The 26718-nt window shown below is 67.6% G+C and carries 27 protein-coding genes; 23 read left to right on the top strand and 4 right to left on the bottom strand.

Annotated features, from left to right (window positions below):
- The first annotated feature begins 13 nt into the window (after window positions 1-13).
- The 16 genes from OHA77_RS18340 to OHA77_RS18265 all read left to right on the top strand — a co-directional run bounded on the left by OHA77_RS18340 (window position 14) and on the right by OHA77_RS18265 (window position 18028).
- Window positions 14-1291, top strand: a complete 1278-nt coding sequence (locus tag OHA77_RS18340; protein WP_326819454.1) for a geranylgeranyl reductase family protein — start codon at window positions 14-16, stop codon at window positions 1289-1291.
- 120 nt (window positions 1292-1411) lie between these two features.
- Window positions 1412-1771, top strand: coding sequence for an NADH-quinone oxidoreductase subunit A (locus tag OHA77_RS18335; protein WP_406319241.1), 360 nt, complete (start codon window positions 1412-1414; stop codon window positions 1769-1771).
- A 2-nt stretch (window positions 1772-1773) separates the two neighbouring features.
- Complete coding sequence (locus OHA77_RS18330; RefSeq protein ID WP_030916695.1) at window positions 1774-2325, top strand: NADH-quinone oxidoreductase subunit B family protein; 552 nt, start codon at window positions 1774-1776, stop codon at window positions 2323-2325.
- Between the two features lie 105 nt (window positions 2326-2430).
- The gene (locus OHA77_RS18325) at window positions 2431-3108 is read left to right on the top strand and encodes an NADH-quinone oxidoreductase subunit C (protein WP_326819456.1); all 678 of its coding nucleotides are present in this window, start codon (window positions 2431-2433) and stop codon (window positions 3106-3108) included.
- Window positions 3105-4430, top strand: coding sequence for an NADH-quinone oxidoreductase subunit D (locus OHA77_RS18320; RefSeq protein ID WP_406319240.1), 1326 nt, complete (start codon window positions 3105-3107; stop codon window positions 4428-4430). Before OHA77_RS18325 ends, OHA77_RS18320 begins: the two co-directional genes overlap by 4 nt.
- A gap of 80 nt (window positions 4431-4510) precedes the next feature.
- A complete protein-coding gene (nuoE, locus tag OHA77_RS18315) occupies window positions 4511-5176 on the top strand; it encodes an NADH-quinone oxidoreductase subunit NuoE (RefSeq protein WP_406319239.1) in 666 nt (221 codons plus the stop codon).
- A complete protein-coding gene (nuoF, locus tag OHA77_RS18310) occupies window positions 5173-6459 on the top strand; it encodes an NADH-quinone oxidoreductase subunit NuoF (protein ID WP_406319238.1) in 1287 nt (428 codons plus the stop codon). The genes nuoE and nuoF overlap by 4 nt, the downstream gene beginning before the upstream one ends.
- Window positions 6460-6517: 58 nt before the next feature.
- Window positions 6518-9040, top strand: a complete 2523-nt coding sequence (locus OHA77_RS18305; RefSeq protein ID WP_406319237.1) for an NADH-quinone oxidoreductase subunit G — start codon at window positions 6518-6520, stop codon at window positions 9038-9040.
- A 7-nt stretch (window positions 9041-9047) separates the two neighbouring features.
- Window positions 9048-10400: an NADH-quinone oxidoreductase subunit NuoH gene (gene nuoH / locus OHA77_RS18300; protein ID WP_326819460.1), complete on the top strand. Its 1353-nt coding sequence runs from the start codon at window positions 9048-9050 to the stop codon at window positions 10398-10400.
- Window positions 10401-10443: 43 nt separating this feature from the next.
- Window positions 10444-10902 carry an NADH-quinone oxidoreductase subunit NuoI gene (gene nuoI / locus OHA77_RS18295; RefSeq protein ID WP_246467002.1) on the top strand — a complete coding sequence of 153 codons (459 nt, stop codon included), beginning with the start codon at window positions 10444-10446 and terminating at the stop codon, window positions 10900-10902.
- On the top strand, window positions 10895-11728 hold the full coding sequence (locus tag OHA77_RS18290) for an NADH-quinone oxidoreductase subunit J (RefSeq protein ID WP_406319235.1): 834 nt from the start codon (window positions 10895-10897) through the stop codon (window positions 11726-11728). Before nuoI ends, OHA77_RS18290 begins: the two co-directional genes overlap by 8 nt.
- On the top strand, window positions 11725-12021 hold the full coding sequence (nuoK, locus tag OHA77_RS18285; protein ID WP_326819462.1) for an NADH-quinone oxidoreductase subunit NuoK: 297 nt from the start codon (window positions 11725-11727) through the stop codon (window positions 12019-12021). The genes OHA77_RS18290 and nuoK overlap by 4 nt, the downstream gene beginning before the upstream one ends.
- A gap of 70 nt (window positions 12022-12091) precedes the next feature.
- Window positions 12092-13942, top strand: a complete 1851-nt coding sequence (gene nuoL / locus OHA77_RS18280; RefSeq protein WP_406319841.1) for an NADH-quinone oxidoreductase subunit L — start codon at window positions 12092-12094, stop codon at window positions 13940-13942.
- Window positions 13942-15471 carry an NADH-quinone oxidoreductase subunit M gene (locus OHA77_RS18275; RefSeq protein WP_326819463.1) on the top strand — a complete coding sequence of 510 codons (1530 nt, stop codon included), beginning with the start codon at window positions 13942-13944 and terminating at the stop codon, window positions 15469-15471. The genes nuoL and OHA77_RS18275 overlap by 1 nt, the downstream gene beginning before the upstream one ends.
- A gap of 47 nt (window positions 15472-15518) precedes the next feature.
- Window positions 15519-17018, top strand: coding sequence for an NADH-quinone oxidoreductase subunit NuoN (gene nuoN / locus OHA77_RS18270; protein ID WP_326826974.1), 1500 nt, complete (start codon window positions 15519-15521; stop codon window positions 17016-17018).
- 14 nt (window positions 17019-17032) lie between these two features.
- Window positions 17033-18028 carry a polyprenyl synthetase family protein gene (locus tag OHA77_RS18265; protein ID WP_326819464.1) on the top strand — a complete coding sequence of 332 codons (996 nt, stop codon included), beginning with the start codon at window positions 17033-17035 and terminating at the stop codon, window positions 18026-18028.
- 190 nt (window positions 18029-18218) lie between these two features.
- Here the strand turns inward: OHA77_RS18265 and rarD are convergent, their stop codons facing one another.
- On the bottom strand, window positions 18219-19127 hold the full coding sequence (gene rarD / locus OHA77_RS18260; protein WP_406319234.1) for an EamA family transporter RarD: 909 nt from the start codon (window positions 19125-19127) through the stop codon (window positions 18219-18221).
- Between the two features lie 134 nt (window positions 19128-19261).
- Here rarD and msrA point away from each other — a divergent pair, with 134 nt between their 5' ends.
- On the top strand, window positions 19262-19924 hold the full coding sequence (msrA, locus tag OHA77_RS18255) for a peptide-methionine (S)-S-oxide reductase MsrA (protein WP_406319233.1): 663 nt from the start codon (window positions 19262-19264) through the stop codon (window positions 19922-19924).
- A 391-nt stretch (window positions 19925-20315) separates the two neighbouring features.
- On the opposite strand, the gene OHA77_RS18250 is transcribed toward msrA, so the two are convergent.
- Window positions 20316-21206 (bottom strand): LysR family transcriptional regulator, encoded by an 891-nt coding sequence (locus tag OHA77_RS18250; RefSeq protein ID WP_406319232.1) that lies wholly within the window; start codon window positions 21204-21206, stop codon window positions 20316-20318.
- 132 nt (window positions 21207-21338) lie between these two features.
- Here OHA77_RS18250 and OHA77_RS18245 point away from each other — a divergent pair, with 132 nt between their 5' ends.
- The 3 genes from OHA77_RS18245 to OHA77_RS18235 all read left to right on the top strand — a co-directional run bounded on the left by OHA77_RS18245 (window position 21339) and on the right by OHA77_RS18235 (window position 23103).
- Entirely contained in the window at window positions 21339-22100 is a 762-nt protein-coding gene (locus OHA77_RS18245; RefSeq protein ID WP_406319231.1) for a hemerythrin domain-containing protein, read from the top strand.
- 42 nt (window positions 22101-22142) lie between these two features.
- Window positions 22143-22556 (top strand): VOC family protein, encoded by a 414-nt coding sequence (locus OHA77_RS18240; RefSeq protein ID WP_326819469.1) that lies wholly within the window; start codon window positions 22143-22145, stop codon window positions 22554-22556.
- 82 nt (window positions 22557-22638) lie between these two features.
- On the top strand, window positions 22639-23103 hold the full coding sequence (locus OHA77_RS18235; protein ID WP_406319230.1) for a YdeI/OmpD-associated family protein: 465 nt from the start codon (window positions 22639-22641) through the stop codon (window positions 23101-23103).
- Window positions 23104-23112: 9 nt separating this feature from the next.
- On the opposite strand, the gene OHA77_RS18230 is transcribed toward OHA77_RS18235, so the two are convergent.
- Entirely contained in the window at window positions 23113-23400 is a 288-nt protein-coding gene (locus tag OHA77_RS18230; protein ID WP_406319229.1) for a hypothetical protein, read from the bottom strand.
- 347 nt (window positions 23401-23747) lie between these two features.
- On the opposite strand from OHA77_RS18230, the gene OHA77_RS18225 reads away from it, so the two are divergent.
- Together OHA77_RS18225 and OHA77_RS18220 are read left to right on the top strand one after the other, a co-directional pair.
- Complete coding sequence (locus tag OHA77_RS18225) at window positions 23748-24059, top strand: hypothetical protein (protein ID WP_406319228.1); 312 nt, start codon at window positions 23748-23750, stop codon at window positions 24057-24059.
- Window positions 24035-24451, top strand: a complete 417-nt coding sequence (locus OHA77_RS18220; protein WP_406319227.1) for a type II toxin-antitoxin system VapC family toxin — start codon at window positions 24035-24037, stop codon at window positions 24449-24451. The genes OHA77_RS18225 and OHA77_RS18220 overlap by 25 nt, the downstream gene beginning before the upstream one ends.
- Before the next feature lie 188 nt (window positions 24452-24639).
- On the opposite strand, the gene OHA77_RS18215 is transcribed toward OHA77_RS18220, so the two are convergent.
- Window positions 24640-25155 carry a hypothetical protein gene (locus OHA77_RS18215; protein ID WP_326819474.1) on the bottom strand — a complete coding sequence of 172 codons (516 nt, stop codon included), beginning with the start codon at window positions 25153-25155 and terminating at the stop codon, window positions 24640-24642.
- 471 nt (window positions 25156-25626) lie between these two features.
- Here OHA77_RS18215 and OHA77_RS18210 point away from each other — a divergent pair, with 471 nt between their 5' ends.
- Window positions 25627-26610, top strand: a complete 984-nt coding sequence (locus tag OHA77_RS18210; protein WP_406319225.1) for a BtrH N-terminal domain-containing protein — start codon at window positions 25627-25629, stop codon at window positions 26608-26610.
- Window positions 26611-26718: the final 108 nt, after the last annotated feature.

Here is a 26718-nt window from a genome sequence, read left to right as displayed (position 1 = left end):
CAGGACAGGTCCCGTGACCGTGCCAGCCGCCATACAGCGGAATGTCGCTGAGGCTGACGCCGACGTCATCGTCGTCGGCGCCGGGCCCGCCGGTTCGACAACCGCTTTCCATCTCGCACAGGCCGGGCTCGACGTCCTGCTGCTCGAGAAGACCACGTTCCCCCGCGAGAAGGTGTGCGGCGACGGGCTGACGCCCCGAGCGGTCAAGCAGCTCATCGCCATGGGGATCGACATCGACGCTCCCGGCTGGGTCAGGAACAAGGGCCTGCGCGTGGTCGGCGGCGGAATGCGCTTCGAGCTCGACTGGCCCGAACTCTCCAACTATCCGGACTTCGGGCTGGTCCGCACCCGGCAGGACTTCGACGAGATCCTCGCCGACAACGCGGTGCGCGGCGGAGTCCGCCTGCTGCAGGGCGTCAACGTCACCGCCCCGATCCTCGACGACCGCAGCGGCCACATCGTGGGCGTGGTCGCGAAGAAGGACGGCGAGGAGGTCTCCTACCGGTCCCGTCTGGTGGTCGCCGCCGACGGCAACTCCACCCGGATCTCCCTGGCGATGGGGCTGCACAAGCGCGAGGACCGCCCGATGGGCGTCGCCGTCCGGACCTACTTCGAGAGTCCGCGGCACGACGACGACTACCTGGAGACCTGGCTGGAGTTGTGGGACGGCGACACCCTGCTGCCCGGCTACGGCTGGATCTTCGGGGTCGGCGACGGCACGTCCAACGTGGGCCTGGGCCTGCTGAACACCTCCGAGTCCTTCAAGGGCATGGACTACCGCGACCTGCTCAAGCGCTGGGTCAAGGGCATGCCCCCGGAGTGGGGCTACGTCGAGGAGAACATGACGGGCCCGATCAGGGGCGCGGCGCTGCCGATGGCCTTCAACCGCCAGCCGCACTACACGCGGGGCCTGGTGCTGGTCGGCGACGCGGGCGGCATGATCAACCCGTTCAACGGGGAGGGCATCGCCTACGCGATGGAGACCGGCCACATCGCGGCCGAGAGCATCGTCCAGGCGCTGGCCAGGACGACCCCCGCGCAGCGGGAGCGCGTGCTGCGCGCATATCCTCAGACGTTGAAGGACGCCTATGGTGGCTATTTCACCCTGGGCAGGGGCTTCGTGGAGCTCATCGGGCACCGCGGCGTGATGGACTTCTTCACCCGGCACGCACTGCCGCACCCCGGCCTGATGCGTTTCGCGCTCAAGCTTCTTGCTAACCTCACCGACCGGCGAGGCGACGCGTCAGACCGCATCATCAATGCTCTGTCGAAGGTCGCGCCACCGGCATGATCGCATCAGACGTCCTCGCACCTGGAACAGAGCGATGATCCCCCTGCATAAACTTGCACGACAAAACAACGTGATGAGCTACGCGCCGGCGCGCGTGGAGATGGGAGAGGAGGCGTAGCGATGGAGCTGTACGCACCCATCCTGGTGCTCGCCGTTCTCGCGGCGGGATTTGCGATCTTCTCAGTGACGATCGCGCCCTTCACCGGTCCCAGGCGCTGGAACCGCGCGAAACTCGACGCCTACGAATGCGGTATCGAGCCGACACCTCAACCTGTCGGCGGTGGTCGCTTCCCGCTGAAGTACATGATCACCGCGATGCTCTTCATCGTGTTCGACATCGAGATCATCTTCCTCTACCCGTGGGCGGTCTCGTTCGACCAGCTCGGCATGTTCGGGTTGGTCGAGATGGTGCTGTTCATCGTCACCGTGCTCGTGGCCTACGCGTACGTGTGGCGCCGCAAGGGTCTGGACTGGGACTAGATATGGGACTTGAAGAGAAACTTCCGAGCGGGTTCATGCTCAGCACGGTCGAGCAGGTCGCCGGTTGGGCGCGTAAGAACTCCGTGTGGCCGGCGACCTTCGGTCTCGCCTGCTGCGCCATCGAGCTCATGTCCACCGGCGGTCCCAAGCACGACCTGGCGCGCTTCGGCATGGAGCGCGCCTCGGCGTCTCCGCGCCAGGCCGATCTGATGATCGTGGCGGGCCGGCTGTCCCAGAAGATGGCCCCGGTGCTGCGCCAGATCTACGACCAGATGGCCGAGCCCAAGTGGGTCATCGCCATGGGCGTCTGCGCCTCCAGCGGCGGCATGTTCAACAACTACGCCATCGTGCAGGGCGTGGACCACGTCGTTCCCGTCGACATCTACCTCCCCGGCTGCCCGCCGCGGCCCGAGATGCTCATCGACGCGATCGTGAAGCTGCACGACAAGATCCAGAACACGAAGTTCGGCGCGCATCGTGCCAAGCAGATCGACGAGCTCGAACTGCAGGCGCTGCGGACACTGCCGCTGATCGACCAGGGAACCGCCAAATGAGAAGCGGTGAACGGCTGATGAGCCGGCGCGGACCCGACGCGGTGAGCGCAGCGGTCCGCGAGGTAAGAGTGGCCCGCGCAGCGGATGAGGAGCGGTGAGCGACTGATGACTGCGGACAATCTCCCCGAGGTTCCGGAGGAGCCGATCGCCCATCTGGGGATGTTCGGCGCCTCAGGATCCGGTGACACCTCCGGTTACGGAGGCCTGGTCGTACGGCGCAAGCCCCAGCTGTCCTCCGCCCGCCCCTACGGCGGTTACTTCGACGTCGTCGCCGACGAGCTGGAGCGGGCACTGGGCGGCGATCTCGGCGACGCGGTCGAGCGCGTGGTCGTGGACCGCGGCGAGCTGACCTTCCACGTCAAGCGCGAACGCCTGCTGGAGGTCGCCAGGATCCTGCGCGACGACCCGGCCCTGCGTTTCGAGCTCTCGCTCGGCGTCTCCGGCGTGCACTATCCCCACCTGGAGGGTGAGGAGCTGCGCGCGGTGATCCACCTGTGCTCGATCACGCACAACCGGCGCCTGCGCGTCGAGGTGTCCTGCCCCGACGCCGACCCGCACATTCCCTCCACCGTTCCGGTCTACCCGACCCACGACTGGCACGAGCGGGAAACCTGGGACTTCTTCGGGATCGTCTTCGACGGCCACCCGGCGCTGACCCGCATCATGATGCCCGACGACTGGGATGGTCACCCTCAGCGCAAGGACTACCCGCTGGGCGGCATCCCGGTCGAATACCGCGGCGCCCAGGTTCCCGCGCCGGACGAGAGGAGGTCGTACAAGTGACCGCTCCCCATGAGGAAGCAACCGAAGGCAAGGTCTACACCGTCTCCGGCAACGACTGGACGGAGCTGGTCGAGACCCTCTCCGGCCAGCAGGACGAGCAGCTCGTCATCAACATGGGCCCGCAGCACCCGTCCACGCACGGCGTGCTCCGCCTGATCCTGAACCTGGACGGCGAGACGGTCACCGAGGCCCGCACGGTCATCGGCTACCTGCACACCGGCATCGAGAAGAACATCGAGTTCCGGACGTGGACCCAGGGGACGACGTTCGTCACCCGGATGGACTACCTCGCGCCGATCTTCAACGAGACCGCCTACTGCATGGGCGTCGAGAAGCTGCTCGGCATCACCGACCGGGTCCCCGAGCGGGCCCAGGCCATCCGCGTGATGATGATGGAGCTCACCCGCATCTCCTCGCACATGGTGGCCATCGGCACCTTCGGCATGGAGCTGGGCGCGACCACGCCGTTCCTCTTCGGGTCCCGCGAGCGCGAGATGGTGCTCGACGTGATGGAGTACATCACCGGCCTGCGGATGAACATGGCCTACATCCGGCCCGGCGGCGTCTCGGTCGACCTCCCGGCCGGCGCCGTGGACAAGGTCGGCGAGCTGCTCAAGGTCATGCCGGGGCGTATCAAGGACATGCGCAAGATGCTCGACGCGAACCCGGTCTACCTGGCCCGCACCAAGGACGTCGCCTACCTCGACCTCACCGGCTGCATGGCGCTGGGGGTCACCGGCCCGATGCTGCGGGCCGCGGGCCTGCCCTGGGACCTGCGCAAGTCGCAGCCCTACTGCGGGTACGAGACCTACGACTTCGACGTCCCGACCGAGAAGACCGCCGACGTCTACGGCCGCTACCTCGTGCGCATGGCCGAGATGGAGGAGTCGCTCAAGATCATCGAGCAGGCTCTGGACCGTCTGTCCGGGCCGCTCAAGGGCGGCCGGGTGATGGTGGACGACAAGAAGATCGGCTGGCCCGCGCAGCTCGCGCTCGGCCCCGACGGTCTCGGTAACTCGCCCGACCACATCGCGCACATCATGAGCGGTTCGATGGAAGCGCTGATCCACCACTTCAAGCTGGTGACCGAGGGCTTCCGGGTGCCGGCCGGGCAGGCCTTCGCCTCGGTCGAGTCGCCCCGCGGCGAGCTCGGCGCCCACGTGGTCAGCGACGGCGGCACCCGGCCCTACCGGGTGCACTTCCGCGACCCGTCCTTCACGAACCTGCAGGCCATGCCCGCGACGTGCGAGGGCGGCATGGTCGCCGACGTCATCTCGGCAGTGGCTTCGATCGACCCTGTCATGGGAGGTGTGGACCGGTGAGCGGCGAGCCGACGAGTGAGCGCAGTGGCCGGCCGAGGAACGAGGCCGTCCGCGTAGCGAATGAGGAGGGGAGCGCGACCATGAGCACGGGCTATACACCGGAAGTCCGGGAGCGTCTGGAACGAGACGCCAAGGAGATCATCGGCCGCTATCCCAAGCCCCGGTCGGCGCTGCTGCCCCTGCTGCACCTGGTGCAGTCGGAGGACGGCTACGTCTCCGACGACGGCCAGGAGTTCTGCGCCGAGATGCTCGGCCTGAGCAAGGCCGAGGTCGTGGGCGTGTCGACCTTCTACACGATGTACAAGCGCAAGCCGATGGGCGACTACCACGTCGGCGTGTGCATCAACACGCTGTGCGCGGTCATGGGCGGCGACCAGATCTGGGACGAGCTGTCGGAGCACGTCGGCGTCGGCCACGACGAGGCGACCCCGGACGGGAAGGTCTCGCTGGAGCGGCTCGAGTGCAACGCCGCCTGCGACTTCGCCCCGGTGATGATGGTCAACTGGGAGTTCTTCGACAACCAGACCCCCGACTCGGCCAAGCAGCTCGTCGACGACCTGCGGGACGGCAAGGAGATCTCGCCGACCCGCGGGCCCAAGAGGCTCTGCACCTTCAAGGAGGCCTCGCGGGTGCTGTCCGGTCTGCCCGACGGTCTGGCCGGTGACGGCCCCTCGGCGAACGGTCCCTCCCTCGAAGGACTCAAGGTCGCTAAGGCCAACGGATGGAAGGCCCCAGAGGCACCATGACGACTCTCACTCCGGTCCTCACCGCGAACTGGGACCAGCCCAACTCCTTCACCCTGGAGGGCTACGGCGACTACGCGGCGGCCAGGAAGGCGCTGGGCATGGATCCCGACGCCGTCATCCAGGCCGTCAAGGACTCGGGCCTGCGCGGCCGTGGCGGCGCGGGCTTCCCCACCGGCATGAAGTGGGGCTTCATCCCCCAGGGCGACGGCAAGCCGCACTACCTGGTGGTCAACGCCGACGAGTCCGAGCCGGGCACCTGCAAGGACATCCCGCTCATGATGGCCAACCCGCACGCGCTGGTCGAGGGCATCATCATCACCTCGTACGCGATCCGTGCCAGCCACGCCTTCATCTACGTCCGCGGCGAGGTGCTGCACGTCATCCGCCGCCTGCAGGCGGCCGTGGCCGAGGCCTACGAGGCGGGCCTGCTCGGCAAGGACCTCTTCGGTTCCGGCTTCGACCTGGAGCTCGTGGTCCACAGCGGGGCGGGCGCCTACATCTGCGGCGAGGAGACGGCGCTGCTGGACTCGCTGGAGGGCTATCGCGGCCAACCTCGGCTCAAGCCTCCCTTCCCGGCCGTGGCGGGCCTCTACGCCTCGCCCACCGTCGTGAACAACGTCGAGTCCGTGGCCAGCGTTCCCTCGATCATCTCCAACGGGGCCGACTGGTTCGCGGGGATGGGCACCGAGAAGTCCAAGGGTTTCGGCATCTTCTCGCTGAGCGGCCACGTCACCCGTCCCGGCCAGTACGAGGCTCCGCTCGGCATCACACTGCGCGAGCTGCTCGACATGGCGGGCGGGATCCGCGAGGGGCACCGGATCAAGTTCTGGACCCCGGGCGGATCGAGCACCCCGATCTTCACCGACGAGCACCTGGACGTCCCGCTCGACTTCGAGTCGGTTGGCGCCAAGGGCTCCATGCTCGGCACCCGGGCGCTGCAGATCTTCGACGAGACCACCTGCGTGGTCCGCGCCGTACTGCGGTGGACCGAGTTCTACGCGCACGAGTCCTGCGGCAAGTGCACTCCCTGCCGGGAGGGCACCTACTGGCTCAAGCAGGTGCTCAAGCGGCTGGAGAAGGGTCAGGGCACCGAGGAGGACCTGACCACGATCACCGACATCGCCGACAACATCCTGGGCCGCTCCTTCTGCGCCCTGGGCGACGGTGCCACCAGCCCCATCCACTCCTCGGTGAAATACTTCCGCGACGAATACCTCAAGCACTTCGAGATCGGCGGCTGCCCGTTCGATCACGCTCCGTCCACGGTGTGGGGGGACAAGTGAGCGAGGCAACCAGCAAGCACAGCACCGTCTCGGTCCCGGGGCCGACGGAGGAGGCGCCATGACCGTCGAAGCGACGACACCGGCCCAGGTGCCGGTAGATCTGGTGACCGTCACGATCGACGGTTTCCAGGTGAGCGTCCCGAAGGGCACGTTGATCATCCGGGCCGCCGAGCTGCTCGGAATCCAGATCCCCCGGTTCTGCGACCACCCGCTGCTGGAGCCGGCCGCCAACTGCCGCCAGTGCCTGGTGGACATCACCGACGCGGGCAACGGCCGGGGCTTCCCGAAGCCGCAGCCCTCCTGCGCCATCGAGGTCGCTCCGGGCATGGTCATCCAGACCCAGCTCACCTCCCCGGTCGCGGAGAAGGCCCAGCGCGGGGTGATGGAGCTGCTGCTCCTGAACCACCCGCTGGACTGCCCGGTCTGCGACAAGGGCGGCGAGTGCCCGCTGCAGAACCAGGCCATGTCCAACGGCCAGGGCGAGAGCCGCTTCGAGGAGAAGAAGCGCACCTTCGAGAAGCCGGTCGCGCTCTCCACCGAGGTGCTGCTCGACCGCGAGCGCTGCGTCCAGTGCGCCCGCTGCATCCGCTTCTCCGATGAGATCGCCGGAGACCCGCTCATCGACTTCTTCGAGCGCGGGGCCAAGGAGCAGGTCGGCGCCGCCAACGGGCAGCCGTTCGAGTCCTACTTCTCCGGCAACACCATCCAGATCTGCCCGGTGGGCGCGCTGACCGGCGCCGCCTACCGGTTCCAGGCCCGTCCGTTCGACCTGGTCTCCACGCCCAGCGCGTGCGAGCACTGCGCCAGCGGCTGCTCGCTCCGCACCGACCACCGCCGCGGCAAGGTCACCCGGCGGCTGGCCGGGGACGACCCGGAGGTCAACGAGGAGTGGAACTGCGACAAGGGCCGCTGGGCCTTCAGCTACGCGACCCAGCCCGACCGGCTGAAGACCCCCCTCGTCCGTGACGAGGAGGGCCACCTGGTGCCGGCCTCCTGGCCCGAGGCGCTCGCCGCCGCGGCCAAGGGCCTGGCCGCCGCCCGCGGCAGCGCCGGTGTGCTCGTCGGCGGTCGGGTCACCGTCGAAGAGGCCTATGGCTACGCCAAGTTCGCCCGGATCGCGCTCGGCACCAACGACGTCGACTTCCGGTCCAGGCCGCACTCCGCGGAGGAGGCGCAGTTCCTGGCGCACGCCGTCGCGGGCAAGGGCATCGAGATCCGCTACCGCGACCTGGAGAAGGCTCCGGCCGTGCTCCTGGTGGGCTTCGAGCCCGAGGACGAGTCGCCGATCGTCTTCCTGCGCCTGCGCAAGGCGTGGCGGAAGAAGGGCCTGAAGGTCTTCTCGATCGCGCCGTTCGCCACCGAGTCGCTGGCCAAGATGGGCGGCACGCTGGTACGCACGCTGCCCGGCGCCGAGGCCGCGGCGGTCGAGGATCTGATCTCCGGCGTCTCGCCGCTCTCCGAGGCGGTCAGGCAGCCGGGCACGATCATCCTCGCCGGTGAGCGGCTCGCCACGGCTCCGGGCGCACTGTCCGCGCTGGTACGGCTGGCCGAGGCCGGCGGCGCCCGCCTGGCCTGGGTCCCGCGCCGGGCCGGTGAGCGCGGCGCGATCGAGGCCGGAGCGCTGCCGAACCTGCTGCCGATCGGCCGTCCGGCCGCCGACGAGACCGCCCGCGCCGAAGTGGCCAGGGCATGGAACGTCGCCTCGCTTCCCGATACACCGGGCCGCGACACCTCCGCCATCCTGGCGGCGGCGCTGAACGGGGAGCTCGACGCCCTCGTCGTCGCCGGTGTCGACCCCTACGACCTGGCCGACCCCGAGGCCGCCCTGGCGGCCCTGGAGAACACCCCGTTCATCGTGAGCCTGGAGCAGCGCGCCAGCGCGGTCACCGACCGCGCCGACGTGGTGCTGCCGGTCGCCACGGTGACCGAGAAGGCCGGAACGTTCGTCAACTGGGAGGGCCGCGGCCGTACGTTCGCGGAGGCGCTCCCGGTCCCCGGGATCATGAGCGACCTGCGGGCCGTCTCCGCCATCGCCGACCACATGGACGTGCACCTCGGTCTGCCGGACCCGGCCGCCGCCCGCCGCGAGCTCAGCTCGATCGGCGCGTGGCGCGGTTCCCGGGCCGCGGCCCCGACCGCGCGCGGCCGGGCGACCGCCGCCCCGAAGGCGGGCGAGGCGGTCCTGGCCACCTGGCACCTGCTGCTCGACGACGGTCGCCTGCAGGACGGCGAGCCGTACCTCGCGGGCACGTCCCGGACGTCCGAGGCCCTGATCTCGGCCGCCACCGCGGCCGAGTCCGGGGTCGTCGACGGCGACAAGGTCACCATCACCACGGGGCAGGGCTCGCTGAGCCTGCCGGTCCGGATCGCCGACCTGCCCGACAGGGTGGTCTGGCTGCCGGCGAACTCCGCGGGCCGCTCGGTGACCCGCGACCTGTGCGCCACGGCCGGGGACATCGTCAGGATCGGGAGTGTCCTCGCGAGCGGACCCGACGCAATGAGCGCAGTGGCCGGCGAGACGGCGTCTCCGGAGCGAGCCTCCGGCCCGGCGGCCGCCCACGACGCGAACGAGGAACGGTGAGCGACCAATGAATGCCCGGACTCTTCTAGCGGCGGCCGATCCGACCCTTGCCGACTTCGGCAAGGACCCCGTCTGGATCAGCATCATCAAGGCCGTCGTCATCTTCGCCGTCCTGATGCTGGGCGTGCTCTTCGGCGTGTGGTTCGAGCGCAAGCTCATCTCCCGCATGCAGAACCGCTACGGTCCCAACCGGGCCGGTAAGTTCGGCCTGCTCCAGTCGGTGGCCGACGGCCTGAAGATGGGGCTCAAGGAAGACCTGATGCCGCGGACCGTGGACAAGGTGATCTACTTCATCGCCCCGGTCGTCCTCGCGGTCCCCGCCTTCCTGGCCTTCTCCGTCATCCCGATGGGGCCGATCGTCTCGATGTTCGGCGTCAAGACGCCGCTGCAGCTCACCGACCTGCCGGTCGCCGTGCTGCTGGTGCTGGCGATGGCCTCGATCGGCGTGTACGGCATCGTGCTCGCGGGCTGGGGCTCGCGCTCTCCGTACACGATCCTGGGCGGCCTGCGGGCCAGTGCGCAGGTGGTCTCCTACGAGATCGCGATGGGCCTGTCGTTCGTGGGCGTGTTCCTGTACGCCGGGACGCTGTCCACCTCGGAGATCGTGGCCGCTCAGGCGAACGGCAGCACGCTCACGCTGGGCGGCCTCAGCATCCCGATGCCCTCGTGGTACATGATCCTGCTGATCCCGTCCTTCCTGATCTACATCGTCACGATGCTGGGCGAGACCAACCGGGTCCCCTTCGACCTGCCCGAGGGCGAGGGCGAGCTGGTCGGCGGCTTCCAGACCGAGTACTCCAACTCGCTGAAGTTCGCCGTCATCATGCTCGCCGAGTACGTCAACGTCTTCGTGGTGTCCGCCGTGTCGATCACCCTGTTCATGGGCGGCTGGCGGGCCCCGTGGCCGATCTCCATGTGGGACGGGGCGAACACCGGCTGGTGGCCGCTGCTGTGGTTCTTCCTGAAGATGGTGCTGGTCTTCTCCTTCTTCGTCTGGTGCCGCGCCTCGCTGCCGCGCGTCCGCTACGACCAGCTCATGGCCCTGGGATGGAAGGTCCTCATCCCGCTCAACCTGGGCTGGATCCTGCTGGTCGCCACCGTCAGGGCCATGCAGACGGACGGCGCCAACCGGTCGTTGGTGATGATCCTGGCCGCGCTCGTGCTCGTCGGCTGCATCGTCATCTGGTGGCGTTTCGACAGCGTGCTGCAGAAGCGCAAGGACGAAAAGGCCGCTCAGGTCCAAGCCGAGTTCGAGCGGCTCGACGCCGAGCCGGCCGCGGGTGGTTTCCCTGTGCCGCCGCTCGACCTGCCGCACTACCACGGGGTAGAGCGCAAGGAGGTTCCCAGTGGGACTAACTGATTGGCTGAACCCCGTCAAGGGGTTCGGCGTGACCTTCCACACCATGTTCAAGAAGGTCGAGACGGTCAACTACCCTGAGGAGAAGCGGCCCACGGCTCCGCGCTTCCACGGCCGGCACCAGCTCAACCGCTGGCCCGACGGCCTGGAGAAGTGCGTCGGCTGTGAGCTCTGCGCCTGGGCGTGTCCGGCCGACGCGATCTTCGTCGAAGGTGCGGACAACACCGACGAGGAGCGGTTCTCGCCGGGTGAGCGATACGGGCGCACGTACCAGATCAACTATCTGCGGTGCATCCTGTGCGGCCTCTGCATCGAGGCCTGCCCCACCCGCGCGCTGACCATGACCAACGAGTACGAGCTCGCCGACTCAAGCCGCGAGAGCCTCATCTACACCAAGGAGATGCTCCTCGCGCCGCTCGGTCCCGGCATGGAGGTCCCTCCGCACGCGATGCGGCTGGGCGAGACCGAAGAGGACTACTACCGGCTGGGACGTAACAATGGGTGAGACCATCACGTTCTGGGTGCTGGCGGTCGTCTCGGTGGCGGCCGCCCTCGGGCTCGTCTTCAGCCGCAAGGCCGTCTATTCGGCCCTCATGCTGGGTGTCGTCATGCTGTCCCTCGCGGTGCTCTACGCCGTCCAGGACGCGCCCTTCCTCGCCGCGGTGCAGATCATCGTCTACACCGGCGCGGTCATGATGCTCTTCCTGTTCGTCCTGATGCTCGTCGGCGTGGACTCCGCCGACTCGCTGGTGGAGACGATCAAGGGGCAGCGCTTCTGGGCGGCCGTCGCGGGCCTGGGCTTCGCCGCCCTGCTGGCCCTGGGCGTCGGCAACACGGTGTTCACCCCGGCGGTGGGCATGGACGGCGCCGTGAAGGGGGCGGGCGGCAACGTTCCGGCTCTGGCGCAGCTCATCTTCACCAGGCACGTCTTCGCCTTCGAGGTCACCTCGGCGCTGCTGATCACCGCCGCGCTCGGTGCGATGGTCCTGGCCCACCGTGAGCGGACCCAGCCCAAGGCCACCCAGCGCGACCTGGCCCGCGCCCGGTTCACCGGTCCGCAGCCGTCGCCGCTGCCCGGCCCGGGCACCTACGCCCTGCACAACGCGATCGACATGCCGGCCCTGCTGCCCGACGGCTCGGTCTCGGTCAAGTCGATCAACCGGGTGCTCGCCCGGCACGAGATCGAGGACGGTTTCGCGCCCACCGACCCGGCGAAGGCGGCACTCATCAGGCAGGTCCTGGACAAGGACACCGCGCAGGATGAGGAGCCCGACCTGGCCGACAAGCCCGTCCAGGCCAAGGACGCGCTTCAGCAGGAGGACAGCAAGTGACCACTCACTACCTGGTGCTCTCCGCGCTGCTGTTCGCGATCGGCGCCGTCGGCGTGCTGGTGCGACGCAACGCGATCGTGGTGTTCATGTGCGTGGAGCTCATGCTCAACGCCTGCAACCTCGCGTTCGTCACCTTCGCCAGGCAGCACGGCAACCTGGACGGCCAGCTCATCGCGTTCTTCGTGATGGTGGTGGCCGCGGCGGAGGTCGTTATCGGCCTTGCCATCATCGTGATGATCTTCCGAACCCGCAGGTCCGCGTCGGTGGACGACGCCAACCTGCTGAAGTACTAAGAGGTGGCCGGTGCAATCTCCTGTTGAGATCGTCCCGCACTCCGGTGGAGTGATCGGGGTCTCCTGGCTGATGATCGCGCTGCCGCTGCTCGGTGCCGCGATCCTGTTGCTGTTCGGACGCCGTACCGACCGCTGGGGTCACTTCCTCGGTGTCGCCATGGTGGTGGCCTCCTTCGTGGTGGCCGTTCTCTCCTTCTTGGAGATGCTCGGCCTGCCCGAGGACCAACGTCGCCAGGCGGTCGATCTCTCCGAGCGTTTCATCTTCATCCCCGGCGTCGTCGACATGAACCTGCTGATCGACCCGCTGTCGATCAGCTTCGCGCTGCTGATCACCGGTGTGGGATCGCTGATCCACATCTACTCGATCGGCTACATGTCGCACGACCCCGACCGGCGCCGGTTCTTCGCCTACCTGAACCTGTTCGTCGCGGCGATGCTCCTGCTGGTGCTGTCCGACAACTACGTCGGCCTGTTCGTCGGCTGGGAGGGCGTGGGTCTCGCGTCCTACCTGCTGATCGGGTTCTGGCAGTTCAAGCCCACCGCGGCGGCGGCCGCCAAGAAGGCGTTCATCGTCAACCGGGTCGGCGACTTCGGCCTGCTGATCGCGATCTTCACGGTCTGGACGACGTTCGGCTCGGTCGCCTTCAAGGAGGTCTTCCCGCTCGCGGGCGAGGCCCCCAACGGCACGATGACCGCCATCGGCCTGCTGCTGCTCCTCGGTGCCTGCGGCAAGTCGGCCCAGCTCCCGCTGCAGTCGTGGCTGCTGGACGCGATGGAGGGCCCGACCCCGGTCTCGGCCCTCATCCACGCCGCGACCATGGTCACCGCCGGTGTCTACCTGGTCGTCCGCTCCGGCGCGTTCTTCGAGGTCGCCCCGACCGCGCAGCTCGTCGTGACGATCGTCGGCGTGGCCACGCTGCTCGCGGGTGCGATCATCGGTTGCGCCAAGGACGACATCAAGAAGGGCCTGGCCGGCTCGACGATGTCGCAGATCGGCTACATGATGCTCGCCGCGGGCATCGGCCCGGCGGGTTACGCCTTCGCCATCGCGCACCTGATCACGCACGGCTTCTTCAAGGCCAACATGTTCCTCGGTGCCGGCTCCGTCATGCACGCCATGAACGACGAGGTCGACATGCGCCGGTACGGCGGGCTGTTCCCGGTGATGAAGGTCACCGCGATCACCTTCATCGTCGGCTACCTGGCGATCATCGGCTTCCCGCTGCTGTCCGGTTACTTCACCAAGGACGGCATCATCGAGACGGCCATGGAGCACAACGAGATCCTGGGCTGGCTCGCGGTCGTGGGCGCCGGCATCACCGGCTTCTACATGTCGCGGATGATCTTCATGACCTTCTTCGGCAAGAAGCGCTGGGCCGACGACGCGCACCCGCACGAGTCGCCCTCGGTCATGACCGTGCCGCTGATCATCCTGTCCATCGGCTCGGTCTTCCTGGGCGCCTTCCTGATCCTGGGCAACCGGTTCATGAAGTTCCTCGCCCCGGCCGTCGGCCTGCCCGAGGAGCTGCCCGGCTTCCACGCCTTCAGCGTCCCCGGTCTGGCCACGCTCGCCCTGGTCGCGGTCGGCGTCGTCTTCGCCTGGTTCCGGTACGGCTCCGCCGAGGTGCCCCAGGTCGCCCCCCGCGGCTCGTTCCTCACCACGTTCGCCCGTCGTGACCTGTACGGCGACGCCCTGAACGAGACGCTGTTCATGCGCCCCGGCCAGTGGCTGGCCCGGATCGCGGTGTTCGTGGACAACCGCGGCATCGACGGCCTGGTCAACGGGCTGGCCGCGGGGATCGGCGGGACCTCCGGACGGCTGCGTCGCATCCAGACCGGCTACGTGCGGTCCTACGCGTTGTCCATCCTCTTCGGTGCCGCCGTGGTCGTTGGCGCGCTGCTCTACGTAGGGAACATGTGATGCCCTGGCTCTCGATCCTGATGGCCGTGCCCGTGCTGGGCGCGGTCGGGGTCTCCCTCACCAAGAGTGACAAGCTCGCCAAGCAGGCGGCCCTGGTGGTCTCGCTGGTCGTGCTGGTACTGACCGGTGTGGTGGCGGCCCAGTTCAACCCCACCTCGGCGACGCGCTTCCAGTTCGCCGAGGTCTACGACTGGATTCCCCGGTTCGGCGTGCACTACGGCGTCGGCGTGGACGGCATCGCCCTGGTGCTGATCGCGCTGTCGGTGGTGCTCGTGCCGATCGTGATCCTGGCCTCCTGGCACGACGCCGACGGCACCGGGGCCGCGGCCCCGCCCAAGCGGTCGGTGAAGACCTACTTCGCGCTGCTGCTGGTGCTGGAAGCGATGATGATCGGCGTCTTCGCGGCGACCGACGTCTTCCTCTTCTACGTCTTCTTCGAAGCCATGCTGATCCCGATGTACTTCATGATCGGATCGTACGGCGGCGCCCAGCGGTCCTACGCGGCTGTGAAGTTCCTGCTCTACTCGCTGTTCGGCGGGCTGCTCATGCTGGTCGCGGTGATCGCGCTCTACGTGATCGCCGAAAAGGGCACGTTCATGTTCCCCGAGCTGATCGGGGTCATCCAGGACCCGACCACGCAGAAGTGGCTGTTCCTCGGCTTCTTCGTCGCGTTCGCGGTCAAGGCGCCGCTCTGGCCGTTCCACACCTGGCTGCCCGACGCGGCCGCGCAGGCCCCGGCCGGCGCCGCGGTGCTGCTGGTCGGCGTGCTGGACAAGGTCGGAACCTACGGCATGCTCCGCTTCTGCCTGGAGCTGTTCCCGGACGCGGCGAAGTTCTTCACCCCGCTGGTGATCGTCCTGGCGGTCGTGGGCATCGTCTACGGCGCGATCGTGGCGATCGGCCAGACCGACATCAAGCGCCTGATCGCCTACACCTCCATCTCGCACTTCGGCTTCATCGCGCTGGGCGTCTTCGCGATGACCTCGCACGGAGGCGCGGGCGCCACGCTCTACATGGTCAACCACGGCTTCTCGACCGGTGCGCTGTTCCTGATCGCCGGATTCCTGATCTACCGCCGGGGTTCCAGCCAGATAGCCGACTACGGCGGCGTGCAGAAGGTCGCTCCGCTCCTCGCCGGCACCTTCCTGATCGCCGGACTGTCGGGCCTCTCCCTGCCGGGCCTGTCCTCGTTCGTCAGCGAGTTCATGGTCCTGATGGGCACCTACGAGCGCTACGCGGTCCCGGCGATCATCGCCACCAGCGGTGTGGTCCTGGCGGCCGTCTACATCCTGTGGATGTACCAGCGGACGATGAACGGCCCGACAGCCGAGTCGGTCAAGGGCTTCACCGACCTGAACGCGCGGGAGCGGTGGGTGGTGGCACCGCTGGTCGCGGTGATCATCGCCCTCGGCTTCTTCCCCGCGCCGGTGCTCAACGTGATCAACCCGGCGGTGGACCAGACTCTGTCCAACGTCCACGTGAGCCAGTTCACCCCAGCCGTCGCTGACAAGAAGGGGGCCGGGCAGTGAACGGCACCATCCAAGCTCCGACGATCGAATACGCGCTGCTCTCCCCGATGCTGGTGGTGTTCGGCGCGGCGATCATCGGTGTGCTGGTCGAGGCGTTCGCGCCCCGCTACCTGCGCAAGTCGATCCATGTGCCGCTCACGCTGCTGGCGTTGGTCGGCGCGTTCGTCACGACCATCCTGACGGCCGCGAACGGCCTGCCGGACAAGGCCGCCGCCATGGGCGCGGTCGCGGTCGACGGACCCTCCCTGTTCATCTGGGGCATCATCCTCATCCTGGCCTTCGTCAGTGTGCTGCTGGTCAACGACGACGAGCAGTTCGTCGCGCAGGCGGCGGCCGTACCGGGGAGCGCCGACGAGGAGGAGGCGGTCCGCAACGGGTACGTCCAGACCGAGGTCTACCCGCTGCTGCTCTTCGCGGTCGGCGGCATGCTGCTCTTCGCCGCGGCCAACGACCTGCTGGTCATGTTCGTCGCCCTTGAGGTCATGTCCCTGCCGCTGTACCTGCTCTGCGGCCTGGCCCGCCGTCGCCGCCTGCTCTCGCAGGAGGCCTCGGTCAAATACTTCCTGCTGGGCGCGTTCTCCTCGGCCTTCTTCCTGTACGGCATGGCCCTGGTGTACGGCTACGCCGGTTCGGTCGACCTGAAGGCCATCTCCGACGCGCTCAGCACGGTCACCGGCCAGGACACGCTGCTGTACATCGGCGTCGCGATGCTCGGTGTCGGCCTGCTGTTCAAGATCGGTGCCGCGCCGTTCCAGGCGTGGAAGCCCGACGTCTACCAGGGCGCGCCCACCGCCGTCACCGCCCTGATGGCCTCCACCGTGCTGGTGGCTGCCTTCGGCGCCGTGCTCCGGGTCTTCTGGGTCGCCCTGGGCGGCCTGGAGTGGAACTGGCAGCCGGTCATGTGGGGCGTCGCGATCCTGACCATGATCGTCGGTGCGATCCTGGCCATCACCCAGACCGACATCAAGCGCATGCTGGCCTACTCCTCGGTCGCGCACGCGGGCTTCCTGCTCACCGGCGTGATCGCGATCGGCACCTTCGCGCAGAACACCCAGTCGCTGTCGGCCATCCTGTTCTACCTGGCCGCGTACGGCTTCACCACGGTCGGCGCCTTCGCGATCGTCACGATGGTCCGCGACGCGGGTGGCGAGGCCGGGCATCTGTCCCGGTGGGCCGGGCTCGGCAAGCGGTCCCCGGTGCTGGCCGGCATCTTCGCCTTCTTCCTGCTGGCCTTCGCGGGTATCCCGCTGACCAGCGGCTTCTTCGGGAAGTACGCCGTGTTCGCCGCCGCGGTCTCCGGAGGGGCGCTGCCGCTGGTCATCGTGGGTGTGGTGAGCTCGGCGATCGCCGCGTTCTTCTACGTCCGCGTGATCGTGCTGATGTTCTTCAACGAGCCGGCCGCCGACGGTCCGACCATCGCCGCACCCACCGTGGGCACCTCAGCTGTGGTCGCCCTCGCGGCAGCGGCTACCGTAGTGCTGGGGGTTTTCCCGCAGCCGGTGCTCGATCTGGCGGACCAGGCTGCGTCCGCGCTGTTCATTCGTTAGAGGAGTAAGGCTTCATGGCTGCGCCACCGGTTGTTGACCTGCCGTTCGTCGACGAGCGGTTGGCGCAGGACGTCGCCAGTGGACTGGCCGAGGTGGAGAAGTTGCTCCGGACCTCGGTGGAGAGCGAGGACGCCTTCGTCACGGAGGCGTCCAAGCACCTCATCGATGCGGGCGGCAAGCGGTTCCGCGCCATGCTCGTGCTGCTCGCCGCCCAGTTCGGCTCGCCGGACGCCGCCGGAGTGGTTCCCGGGGCGGTGGTCATCGAACTGACCCACCTGGCGACGCTCTACCACGACGACGTCATGGACGAGGCCCCGGTGCGCCGGGGCTCCCCGTCGGCCAACGCCCGCTGGGGTAACACCGTGGCCATCCTGACCGGCGACTACCTGTTCGCCCAGGCCTCGGAGATCCTCGCCGAACTCGGCGCCGACATCATCCGGATCCAGGCCCAGACGTTCTCCCGCCTGGTCCGGGGGCAGATCCGCGAGACCATCGGGCCCCGCCCCGACGAGGACCTCGTGGCCCACTACATCGATGTCCTGGCCGACAAGACCGGCTCCCTGATCGCCACCTCCGGCCGGTTCGGTGCCCTGCTGAGCGGCGCCTCGCCCGAGGTCGTCAACCGGCTGACCCGCGCCTGCGAGGCCATCGGCGTCGGCTGGCAGCTCGGCGACGACCTGCTGGACGTCGCCTCCGACTCGGTTGAGTCCGGCAAGACGCCCGGCACCGATCTGCGTGAGGGCATCCGGACCCTGCCGGTGCTGTACGCCCTGTCATCCGACGCGCCGCAGGACGCCCGCCTGCGCGAGCTGCTGGCCGGACCGGTGGCCGAGGACGACATCGACGAGGCCCTCCGGCTGCTGCGCGCGAACCCGGCCATGGCACGCGCCCGCGCCGAGCTGGACGCCTGGATGGACCGCGCCCGTGCGGACCTGTCGGGCCTTCCCGACATTCCCGCCCGTGCCGCCTACCTCGCACTCTGCGACTACGTCGTCGAGCGCTCCGGCTGAGCTCGCCTCTGCACGTCACAAGCGTCGTGCGGCCCTTACAGCCCCGGAGAGAGCGACTGCCCGCCTCCCTGCCCGCGGAGGCGGCAGCCCGGCCCCGACCGGTCCGAACGGGTAAACCATAACAGGGCCGGGCCGCTCTCATCCGGTAAACGTGACAGTCCGTACGCCCAGTGTGACGGAGCCCTCCGTGCTAGACGGCCACGGTCTCCAGTGCCGTACGGCGGGCCCGGTGGGCGGCGCGGAGACTGTCCCAGGTGAAGACCGAAAGGGCCAGCCAGACGATGGCGAACCCGGTCCAGCGGCTGGACGGCATGTCCTCGTGGATGACGAACACGCCGACGAGGAACTGCAGCACGGGGGCGATGTACTGGAGCAGTCCGATCGTGGTGAGCGGCACCCGGAGCGCCGCGGAGGTGAAGCAGAGCAGCGGAATGGCCGTGATCACACCGCTGCCGGCCAGCAGGAGGGCGTGGCCCGCACTGATGCTCCCGAAGGTCCCGGTGCCCTGTCCTTGCAGGTAGAGCAGGTAGCCGAGGGCGGGCAGCAGCAGCACCAGCGTCTCGATGGTCATGCTCTCCGCAGCGCCGACCTGTGCGATCTTCTTGATCAACCCGTAGGTGCCGAAGGTGACCGCCAGGACCAGCGCGATCCACGGCGGCCGGCCGTAGTCGACGGTGAGGACGACCACGGCCAGGGCGCCCAGTCCGACCGCGCCCCACTGCCACGGGCGTAGGCGCTCCTTGAGGAGGAAGACGCCGAAGAGCACGCTGACCAGGGGGTTGATGAAGTAGCCGAGGGCGCTCTCGACCACATGCCCGCTGTTCACGGCGTAGATGTAGACGCCCCAGTTGACCGTGACGATCACTGCGGCCAGGGCGAGGAGGCCGAGCTTCTTCGGGGTGCGCAGCAGCTCACGGAACCAGGACCAGTGACGCCGTACCGCGAGAATGGCGACGACGGCGACCAGGGACCACGCGATGCGGTGGGCCAGGATCTCCCAGGCGGTCGAGGGCTTCAGGAGCGGCCAGTACAGCGGGAAGAGGCCCCACATGGTGTAGGCGGCGATGCCGTACAGGACTCCACGGCGCGATTCAGGCATGTAGCTTATTTTGACTGCTTACCTTATTTAATACAATTTAGCAGTTCTTTCGCAATTGTTAAGCATTGCTTACGGGAACATCGGGGCTCCTCCGATGGTTTCCACTGGCAGAAAGCTCGCAGAGGAGGTCCGCAATGGGCTGGCTGTTCGGCACGGACAAGACTTCCATGGTGTCTCCGGAGAACGCGCTTCCGGGCCGCTCCACCCGTATGGCGGTGCCCGCCCGTCATGCGGTGCTCGACGCCCCGCTGGCTCCGCCGTACCCCGAGGGGAGCGAGATCGCCGACTTCGGCCTCGGCTGCTTCTGGGGTGCCGAGCGCATTTTCTGGCAGACCCCCGGCGTGGTGTCCACCTCGGTCGGCTACGAGGGCGGTCACACCCGGAATCCGACCTACGAAGAGGTCTGCACCGGCCAGACCGGACACACCGAGGCCGTCCGGGTGGTCTTCGATCCGTCCAAGGTGTCCTACGAGGAGCTGCTCCGCGTCTTCTGGGAGGCTCACAACCCCACCCAGGGCATGCGTCAGGGCAACGACGTAGGCACCCAGTACCGCTCGGCGGTCTACTTCCACTCGCCGGAGCAGGAGAAGTCCGCCCTGGCCTCACGTGACACCTACCAGAAGGTGCTCAACGAGGCCGGCCACGGCCAGATCACCACCGAGATCGCCCCGGCCGGGGACTACTTCTTCGCGGAGGAGTATCACCAGCAGTACCTTTTCAAGAATCCCGGGGGCTACTGTGGGATCGGCGGGACCGGCGTCTCGTGCCCGGTTGGCCTGACCTCCGGCGACGCGTAGACCTGCGGGTTTAACTAGATCCTGGCCCTTGATCACCCGGAGCATCCGGTGTCGATCTTGGGCCAGAGCCGTTTTCGGCGACAAGTATCACTACAGGGTTAAAGCGGTCCGCCTACGGCGGCCCGCGTCGCGCGCCGGTCGGCCCGCCGGCCGGGCTGCGGCTCTTCGGCCGGTCCCGGCCGGCGCCGTCCGCGCCTCAGCGAAGACGGGCCGCCAGACGATCGATGACTACCACGATCCAAGGCAACGAGCAGGTGCGTTGACGACAACTGTGACGACAACGTCCACCACCACAGGCGGTCACCGACAGCCGTTCAGCACCCTCTGACCTCGCCTCGAAGGGGCCCAACAGGGTGATTGGTCCACCTGAAAATTTGTGCCGGGCCGTTGCTCAGCCGTGGGCGGGGCCGAGGTCGTGGATCGTCTGGGCGAGTGCTCGGATCAGGTCGGTTTCGGCCTCGGTCTGCCATATCAGGGCGTAGGTCAGGCGTGGCATGTCCGGCATGGGTAGCCACTGCAGGTGCGCCATCGCCCAATATCGGGTGACGTGGGCGGGGAAGTTGTGGACGATCTCGCCGGTGCTGACCAGGTTGATCAGCTCGTCGGGGTTGGCGATGGGTTCGATCCGTTCGATGGTCTGGCCACGCGGGGTGTGGAAGGGGAGGTAGCTGTTCTCCCAATAGTCCGGCATGTGGGGGGCGGTGGCGTGTCGGAAGCCGCCGAGCGCTTCCAGGGGTATGGAGGACCGGCCGGCCAATTCGTGCTCGGCGGAGACGGCGAGGACTCGTGGGTCGGTGAACAGGATCGGGCCCACGGTGAGATCGGGTTCTTCCACGGGTAGCCAGGCGATCAGTACGTCCATGTCGCCGTCGCGGAGCCCGGCGAACGGGTCGATGAAGGGGGTGCGGCGCAACTGCAGCTCCCATTGCGGGTGCCGGTCGCGGAATGCCCGCCAGTAGGGATGCAGGTCGGGGACGTTGAAGGGCAGCATGCCCACCCGCAGCCGTGCGTTGATACCGCGGGATGCCATCCGGGCGCGTTCGAGGCTTTCGCGTAGGCCCGCGTAAACCGGGAGCAGGTCGTCGCGCAACTGTCGGCCGACCGGGGTCAGGCGGACCTGGCGGCGGTTGGAGCGGTCGAACAACGGGGTCCCGATGCGGCGTTCCTGCTGGCTGATCGCCTGGCTGACCCGCGCCTGGGACACGTGGAGCCGGGCGGCCGTTCGGCCGAAGTGCAGCTCCTCGGCCAGGGTCAGAAAGATCTCGATGTCCCTAAGTTCCATGTTGTTCCTAGTTGCGTTATAAGCGCCAAGTTATCGGATCGCTCGGAATCTCACGTTGATGCTGGCACGCCGCCACTCCACAGTAGGAGACGTCCAAAACCGCACGTGGTGGCCCCGTCGAAGGAGTTGGCCGTGAGCGACACGCTCGACATGACGGCGATGTATGCGATGCATGACGCGCTGCGCCGGGAAGCCGAGCACCTGGCCAGAGTCACCACCCGGGTCGGCGCCGACCCGGGCGCCGTCCTGCGCACAGCCGCCGGCTGGGAGCTGTTCAAGACCTCCCTGCACATCCACCACACCGCTGAGGACGACGTGCTGTGGCCCATGCTGCGCCAGATCCTGGCCGACCGGCCAGCCGATCTGACGCTGCTGGAGGCGATGGAGGCGGAACACGCCGCCATCGACCAGGTCATCGAGGCGATCGATGAGGTACTGGCCGCGTCCGAGGACGGGTTGGACCGGCTCGGGGATCTCACCGATTCCCTGGTCACCGGCCTCACCGGACACCTCAGGCACGAGGAGGACCAGGCGCTTCCGCTGATTCAGGCGGCCGTCACCCAGGAGCAGTGGAATCGCTTCGGGTGGATCCACGCCCAGCGGATCGGTCCCGCCGTACCCAGAATCCTGCCGTGGCTCCTGGACGGCGCGAGCGACCAGACCGTCGCCGCAATGCTGGCGCGACTCACCGAACCGGCGCGCCAGGCCTACCAGCACCAGTGGCGACCCGCCTATGCGGCCCTCGACCGCTGGCATCAACGGAAGGAACGATCATCACCGGCGGCATCGGTCAGGTTTGAAGAAGCACCGGTCGGGCCGCCGCTTCTACCGTTAAGTGACACACGCGCCGGGGTGGCGTCCGGGCCCTGCCTGGATGCCCGGCCGGGCACATGACCACCCATGCACCACATAACCATATCTGTAAAGGAATAAGACATGAAGGCACACGTCAGCTCGATCCTTCTGGGCGTCCGGGACATGGATCGGGCCAAGCAGTTCTACACCGAGGGGCTCGGCTGGAAGATCCAGAGCGACTTCGGTATCTCGGTGTTCTTCGAATCGGACGGCGCCTCGCCCGTCGGCTTCTACAGCCGTGAAGGCCTGGCCGCTCAGGTGGGTACGGACCAGGAAGGCAGCGGCTTCAGCGGACTGGTCCTGACCTACGTCGTCCGCAGCGAGACGCGGGTCGACGAGGTCATGGCGGAGGCCGAGAAGGCCGGCGCCACGATCCTCAAGCCCGCCGGCGCTCTGCCGTGGGGCGGGTACGGCGGCACCTTCGCCGACCCGGACGGCTACATCTGGAGCCTCGGCTACAGCGCCGAGGGCACCGACCAGCCCTACGCGGAGTAGCCGCGAACTTTGTCACACAGCCGTCCGGGATGGTGGGGCGCGTTGTCGCTACCGTCCCGGATGGCTGTGACCCCGAGTGCCGGTGAACCGGCAGGACGAACAGGAGAAGATCATGAAATTTCGAGCCCACGTTGAGCCACCTGAGCCCATGCGGGGCTTAGAAGTTCCGTCCGAGGTGGTAGCAGCGCTCGGCGGGGGCCCGCGGCCGCACGCGACGATCACAGTCAACGGGCACTCCTGGAAGAGTCGGATCGCCCTCCTGCGTGGCCGCCACCTGCTCGGTCTCAGCAATGCCAACCGGCGGGCCGCAGGTGTTGCGATCGGCGACGAGGTCGAGGTCGAATTGGAGCTCGACACCGAGCCGCGCGTCGTCGTCGAGCCAGAGGACTTCGGACAGGCTCTGGACGCCGACCCCGTCACCCGCGCTGCGTACGACGCTCTCGCGTACAGCCACAAACGTGAGCATGTACGCGCCATCGAGGGCGCGAAGAAGCCCGAGACGCGCCGGCAGCGTATCGAGAAGGCTATCGCCACCCTGCGGGGCTGACCCCCGAAGTCAAGACTCCGGCGGCAATGCAATCACCGACATCCCCTGCATCGGCAAGCGATACCTGAAGGCAGCGCCGAACGAGGAGGTCACCGCCGACCAGGTGCGCGGTGTTCCGGAGCCGGTGGCGGAGATGGTGAGCGGTGCGGTCGGTGAGTATGAGGAGAAGACCAGCCTCGAAGCGGTCTGCGCCCGGGACGCCGACAAGCTCGAACGTTGCCACCGGTCGAAGTCCGGCATGGCTGCGCGCTGTACGGCGGCGAGCACGTCAGGGGAGAAGGAGGGGCCGTTGCTCATGCGGCATCCCTCCCGCCGTTCTCCGGGATGGCGTCGGAGTCTGCCACTGGTTCGCGATCGAATGCAGCGAGCACCCACTGACCAGATCCGTGATGGCCTGCCGTACGAGAGGCGCTTCCCGAGGATCGAGCCTGTGCCATGGGGACATCCACAGGAATTGTTGCCTGAGTGAGAGGCCTACCACCAGCAGTACCTTTTCAAGAACCCCGGGGGCTACTGCGGGATCGGGGGCACCAACGTCAAGCCGGGTGACCCGTCCGAGTGATCCTGTCCGACCGGGCCAACGACCGCAGGGGAGTAGGCTCAACATCAGGAAGAATTGCTACTTCGAGTAGTAAACTAGTCGTATGAGCACGCCTGAGCGGGACTTCGGGCCGGGGGACGGTCCGGCGGCCAAGGTGAGCGTCTCCCTGCGCTCGGGGAACATCCGGGCGGTCAGGGAACGTGTTGGAGCGCGCGGATTCTCCGCGTACGTGGATGCGGCGGTGGAACGTCAGATTGAGCGTGATCTGCTGGAGGAGGCACTGCAGGCGAACGAGGCAGCCTCAGGGCCGATCCCGCAGGCGTTTCGCGATGAGGCGGCTGAGCTGTTCCGCAGCGTGAAGTCCGCGCCCGAGTTTCTGGAGGAGGATGGGTGGCGCACGCACGAAGCAAGCTGAGTGCGGGCACCGTCGTCCTGGACTGCGAGGGGCTCGTCAAGTGGTGTGAGGCCAACCAGCGGGTGACCGCGATCGTACGGGAGGCGCAGGACAACGACTTCCGGGTCGTCGTCAGCGCGATGACGCAGATCGAGGCTCAAGATGTACGCGTGAAAAGTGATCGCCTCAGGTGGTATCTGTCGCGGCTGAGGATCGAACCGGTGACCGAGGAGATCTGTTCGCGTGCGATCGAGTTGCTGCGTGGCAGTCGGCTTCACGGCCATAAGTACGCCATCGACGCTGTCGTAGCCGCTACGGCGCTCCGTGCGGTGAAGCCGGTTCTCATCCTCACCTCCGACGAAGACGACATGAGCAAGCTCTGCGGGAAAACCGTCAAGATCGTCGGGCTTTGAGGGCCACCTGGCAGTGCACGATGGGCGGCACCGGCGTCTCATGTCCGATCGGCCTGACCTCCGGCGACGCGTAGACCTGCGGAGATGGTCGAATCCTGGTCCAGGACCGCCCGGCTCGCCCGGTGTCGGTCTTGGACCTGAGTCGTTTCCGGCGACAAGTTTCATCCCTGGGGCAAAGCGGCCCGCTGCTACGGAAGAGTCATATCGACGGCGTTGCGCGTCGCGAGCCGTACCCAGTCGGCGAATCGTGGGCCGTACTCGTTCATGGCCGGCCAGGTGATGTCGTCGGCGTGGTCAGGCGGGGCGAGCCCGAAGTTCTGGTTCAGCCATGCGAGATACTCCTGGCGCCCTGGGCGGCGGTCCTCCGGGTCCTCCGGCTCGCAGGCGAGCAACCGGAACAACTCTCGCAGGCCACGCGCGTCGACACGGAGGTCGCCCTCGTCGCCGAAGAAGATGACGGGCAGGGTGGCGAGGTCAGTGCGGTCGTCGCAGCGCCACAGCGCATAGTACGAACCGGAACTGGTGGCATAGGCGAAGTAAATCAGCCGGTCCAGGTACTCCGGATCCGCCATTCCGCAGAACCAGTCGAGGTCGTCGTCGTAGTCGAACAGCTCGAAGCCTGCAGCGAAGTACTGTCCCGCGAGCCGCTCCTGCAGTTCCTTGAGCAAGTTCAGCTCGGGGATGGGTGAGTACGCGTCGCTCATGGAGCCTCCACCGGAAAGGGTCAGGTCGGGTGAGGACCATAACCGCCGGCTGTGACATCCGTGCCTCGGCAGCGGATCGAGGAGTTTCGTGAGCGTGTCTCCGGTCTGGAGTCGCGGTTGAAGACCTGAGGTGAAGGCGAATGTGTCGTACCCCTGTGCTCTGATGATCCTCATGGGCTACCGGGAGAGCCTGGCGAGGGTCGAAGCGCAGTGTATCGAGCAGCTCGGCGAACACCTGAGCAGGCACCTCGCCGCCCTCGCACGACCGGGTTTCGGCCTGTACGACTCCGGACACGACGTCGACGCTCGGCGAGTCCTGTCCGCTGGATCCAGCGTGACGAGGGTGAGCCCGGTCTCGGCTGGACTCTCCCACGGTGGGAGGCCTCATGCTGCTTCCGGTGGCCGATCATGAAGGTGTCAGGGACGGGGACGGTGTGACCGTTCGCCGCGTCAACGTGAGGAGAGCCACGCATGACCATCGTGGAGGACGTCGAGGCCCGCGGCATGCAGCACTGCGAGACGACGGCACTGGGGGTGCTGTTGCGGCATGAGGGACTTGATCTGTCCGAGCCCATGCTGTTCGGGCTGGGCTCGGGCCTGTCCTTCATCTATTGGGACAGCAAGGCCATGGCGTTCCCCTTTCTCGGAGGCCGCGTCAAGCCTTTCGACCTCACCAGGAACCTGGCCGCCAGGCTGGGGCTGACGTTGACGGTCGAGGAGACCACCTCACCGCGCAAGGCGTGGGAGAACGTGGCCGCCCCCATCGACGCCGGTCGGCCGGTCGGCCTCCAGCTCGACTGCTACCACCTGGACTATTTCCGCTCCAAGGTGCACTTCGGCGGTCATGTCGTCGCCATGTACGGCTACGACGAGCACGACGTCCACCTTGTGGACACCGACCAGCAGGGAGGAGCGGTGCGCACCAGCCGGGCCGGCCTCGCCATGGCGCGGGCCGAACGCGGCCCGATGACCGCCAGGAACCGATCCTTCACCATCACCCTGCCGGCTCACCCGCTTTCCTGGCAGGACCAGATCATCCCCGCCATCAGAGACTGCGCCGACGCCTTCCTCGCCGCTCCCATCGCGAACCTGGGCCACCGCGGCATCGAGAAAGCCGGCAAACAGGTGCCCAACTGGCTGCTGCGCGCCGGCGATCCGCAGCAGGACCTGCCGCAGGCCGCCCTCCTCATGGAGAAGGGCGGCACCGGCGGTGCCTTGTTTCGCGCCCTCTATCGCGACTTCCTCGACGAGTGCACCCGGTTGGTCGACGACGGCAACCTCCGCGCCGGTCACCGGCTGTACGCCGATGCCGCCATCCTGTGGACGGACGTGTCCACCTTGATCGCGAAGGCTGGGGAGAGCGGCGACGCGGGGTACCTCGAACAGGCCGGCGTCATCCTCCACGATCTTTCGCGCATCGAGAAGGACGCCATGCAGGTGCTGCGTCAGTTGTAGCTCAAAGGGACAGCCGGCTGTACGGGTGTCGAGTTCCCGACGGCACCGAAGAGTTCTGCGGCCTTACGCTCTACACCGGCAGCGCTGAACCGCCGTCGGACCCACGGC

Origin of the sequence: Streptosporangium sp. NBC_01639 (assembly GCF_045209755.1) — a bacterium.
GTDB lineage: Bacteria > Actinomycetota > Actinomycetes > Streptosporangiales > Streptosporangiaceae > Streptosporangium.
This window is presented reverse-complemented; position numbering and strand designations above follow the sequence as displayed.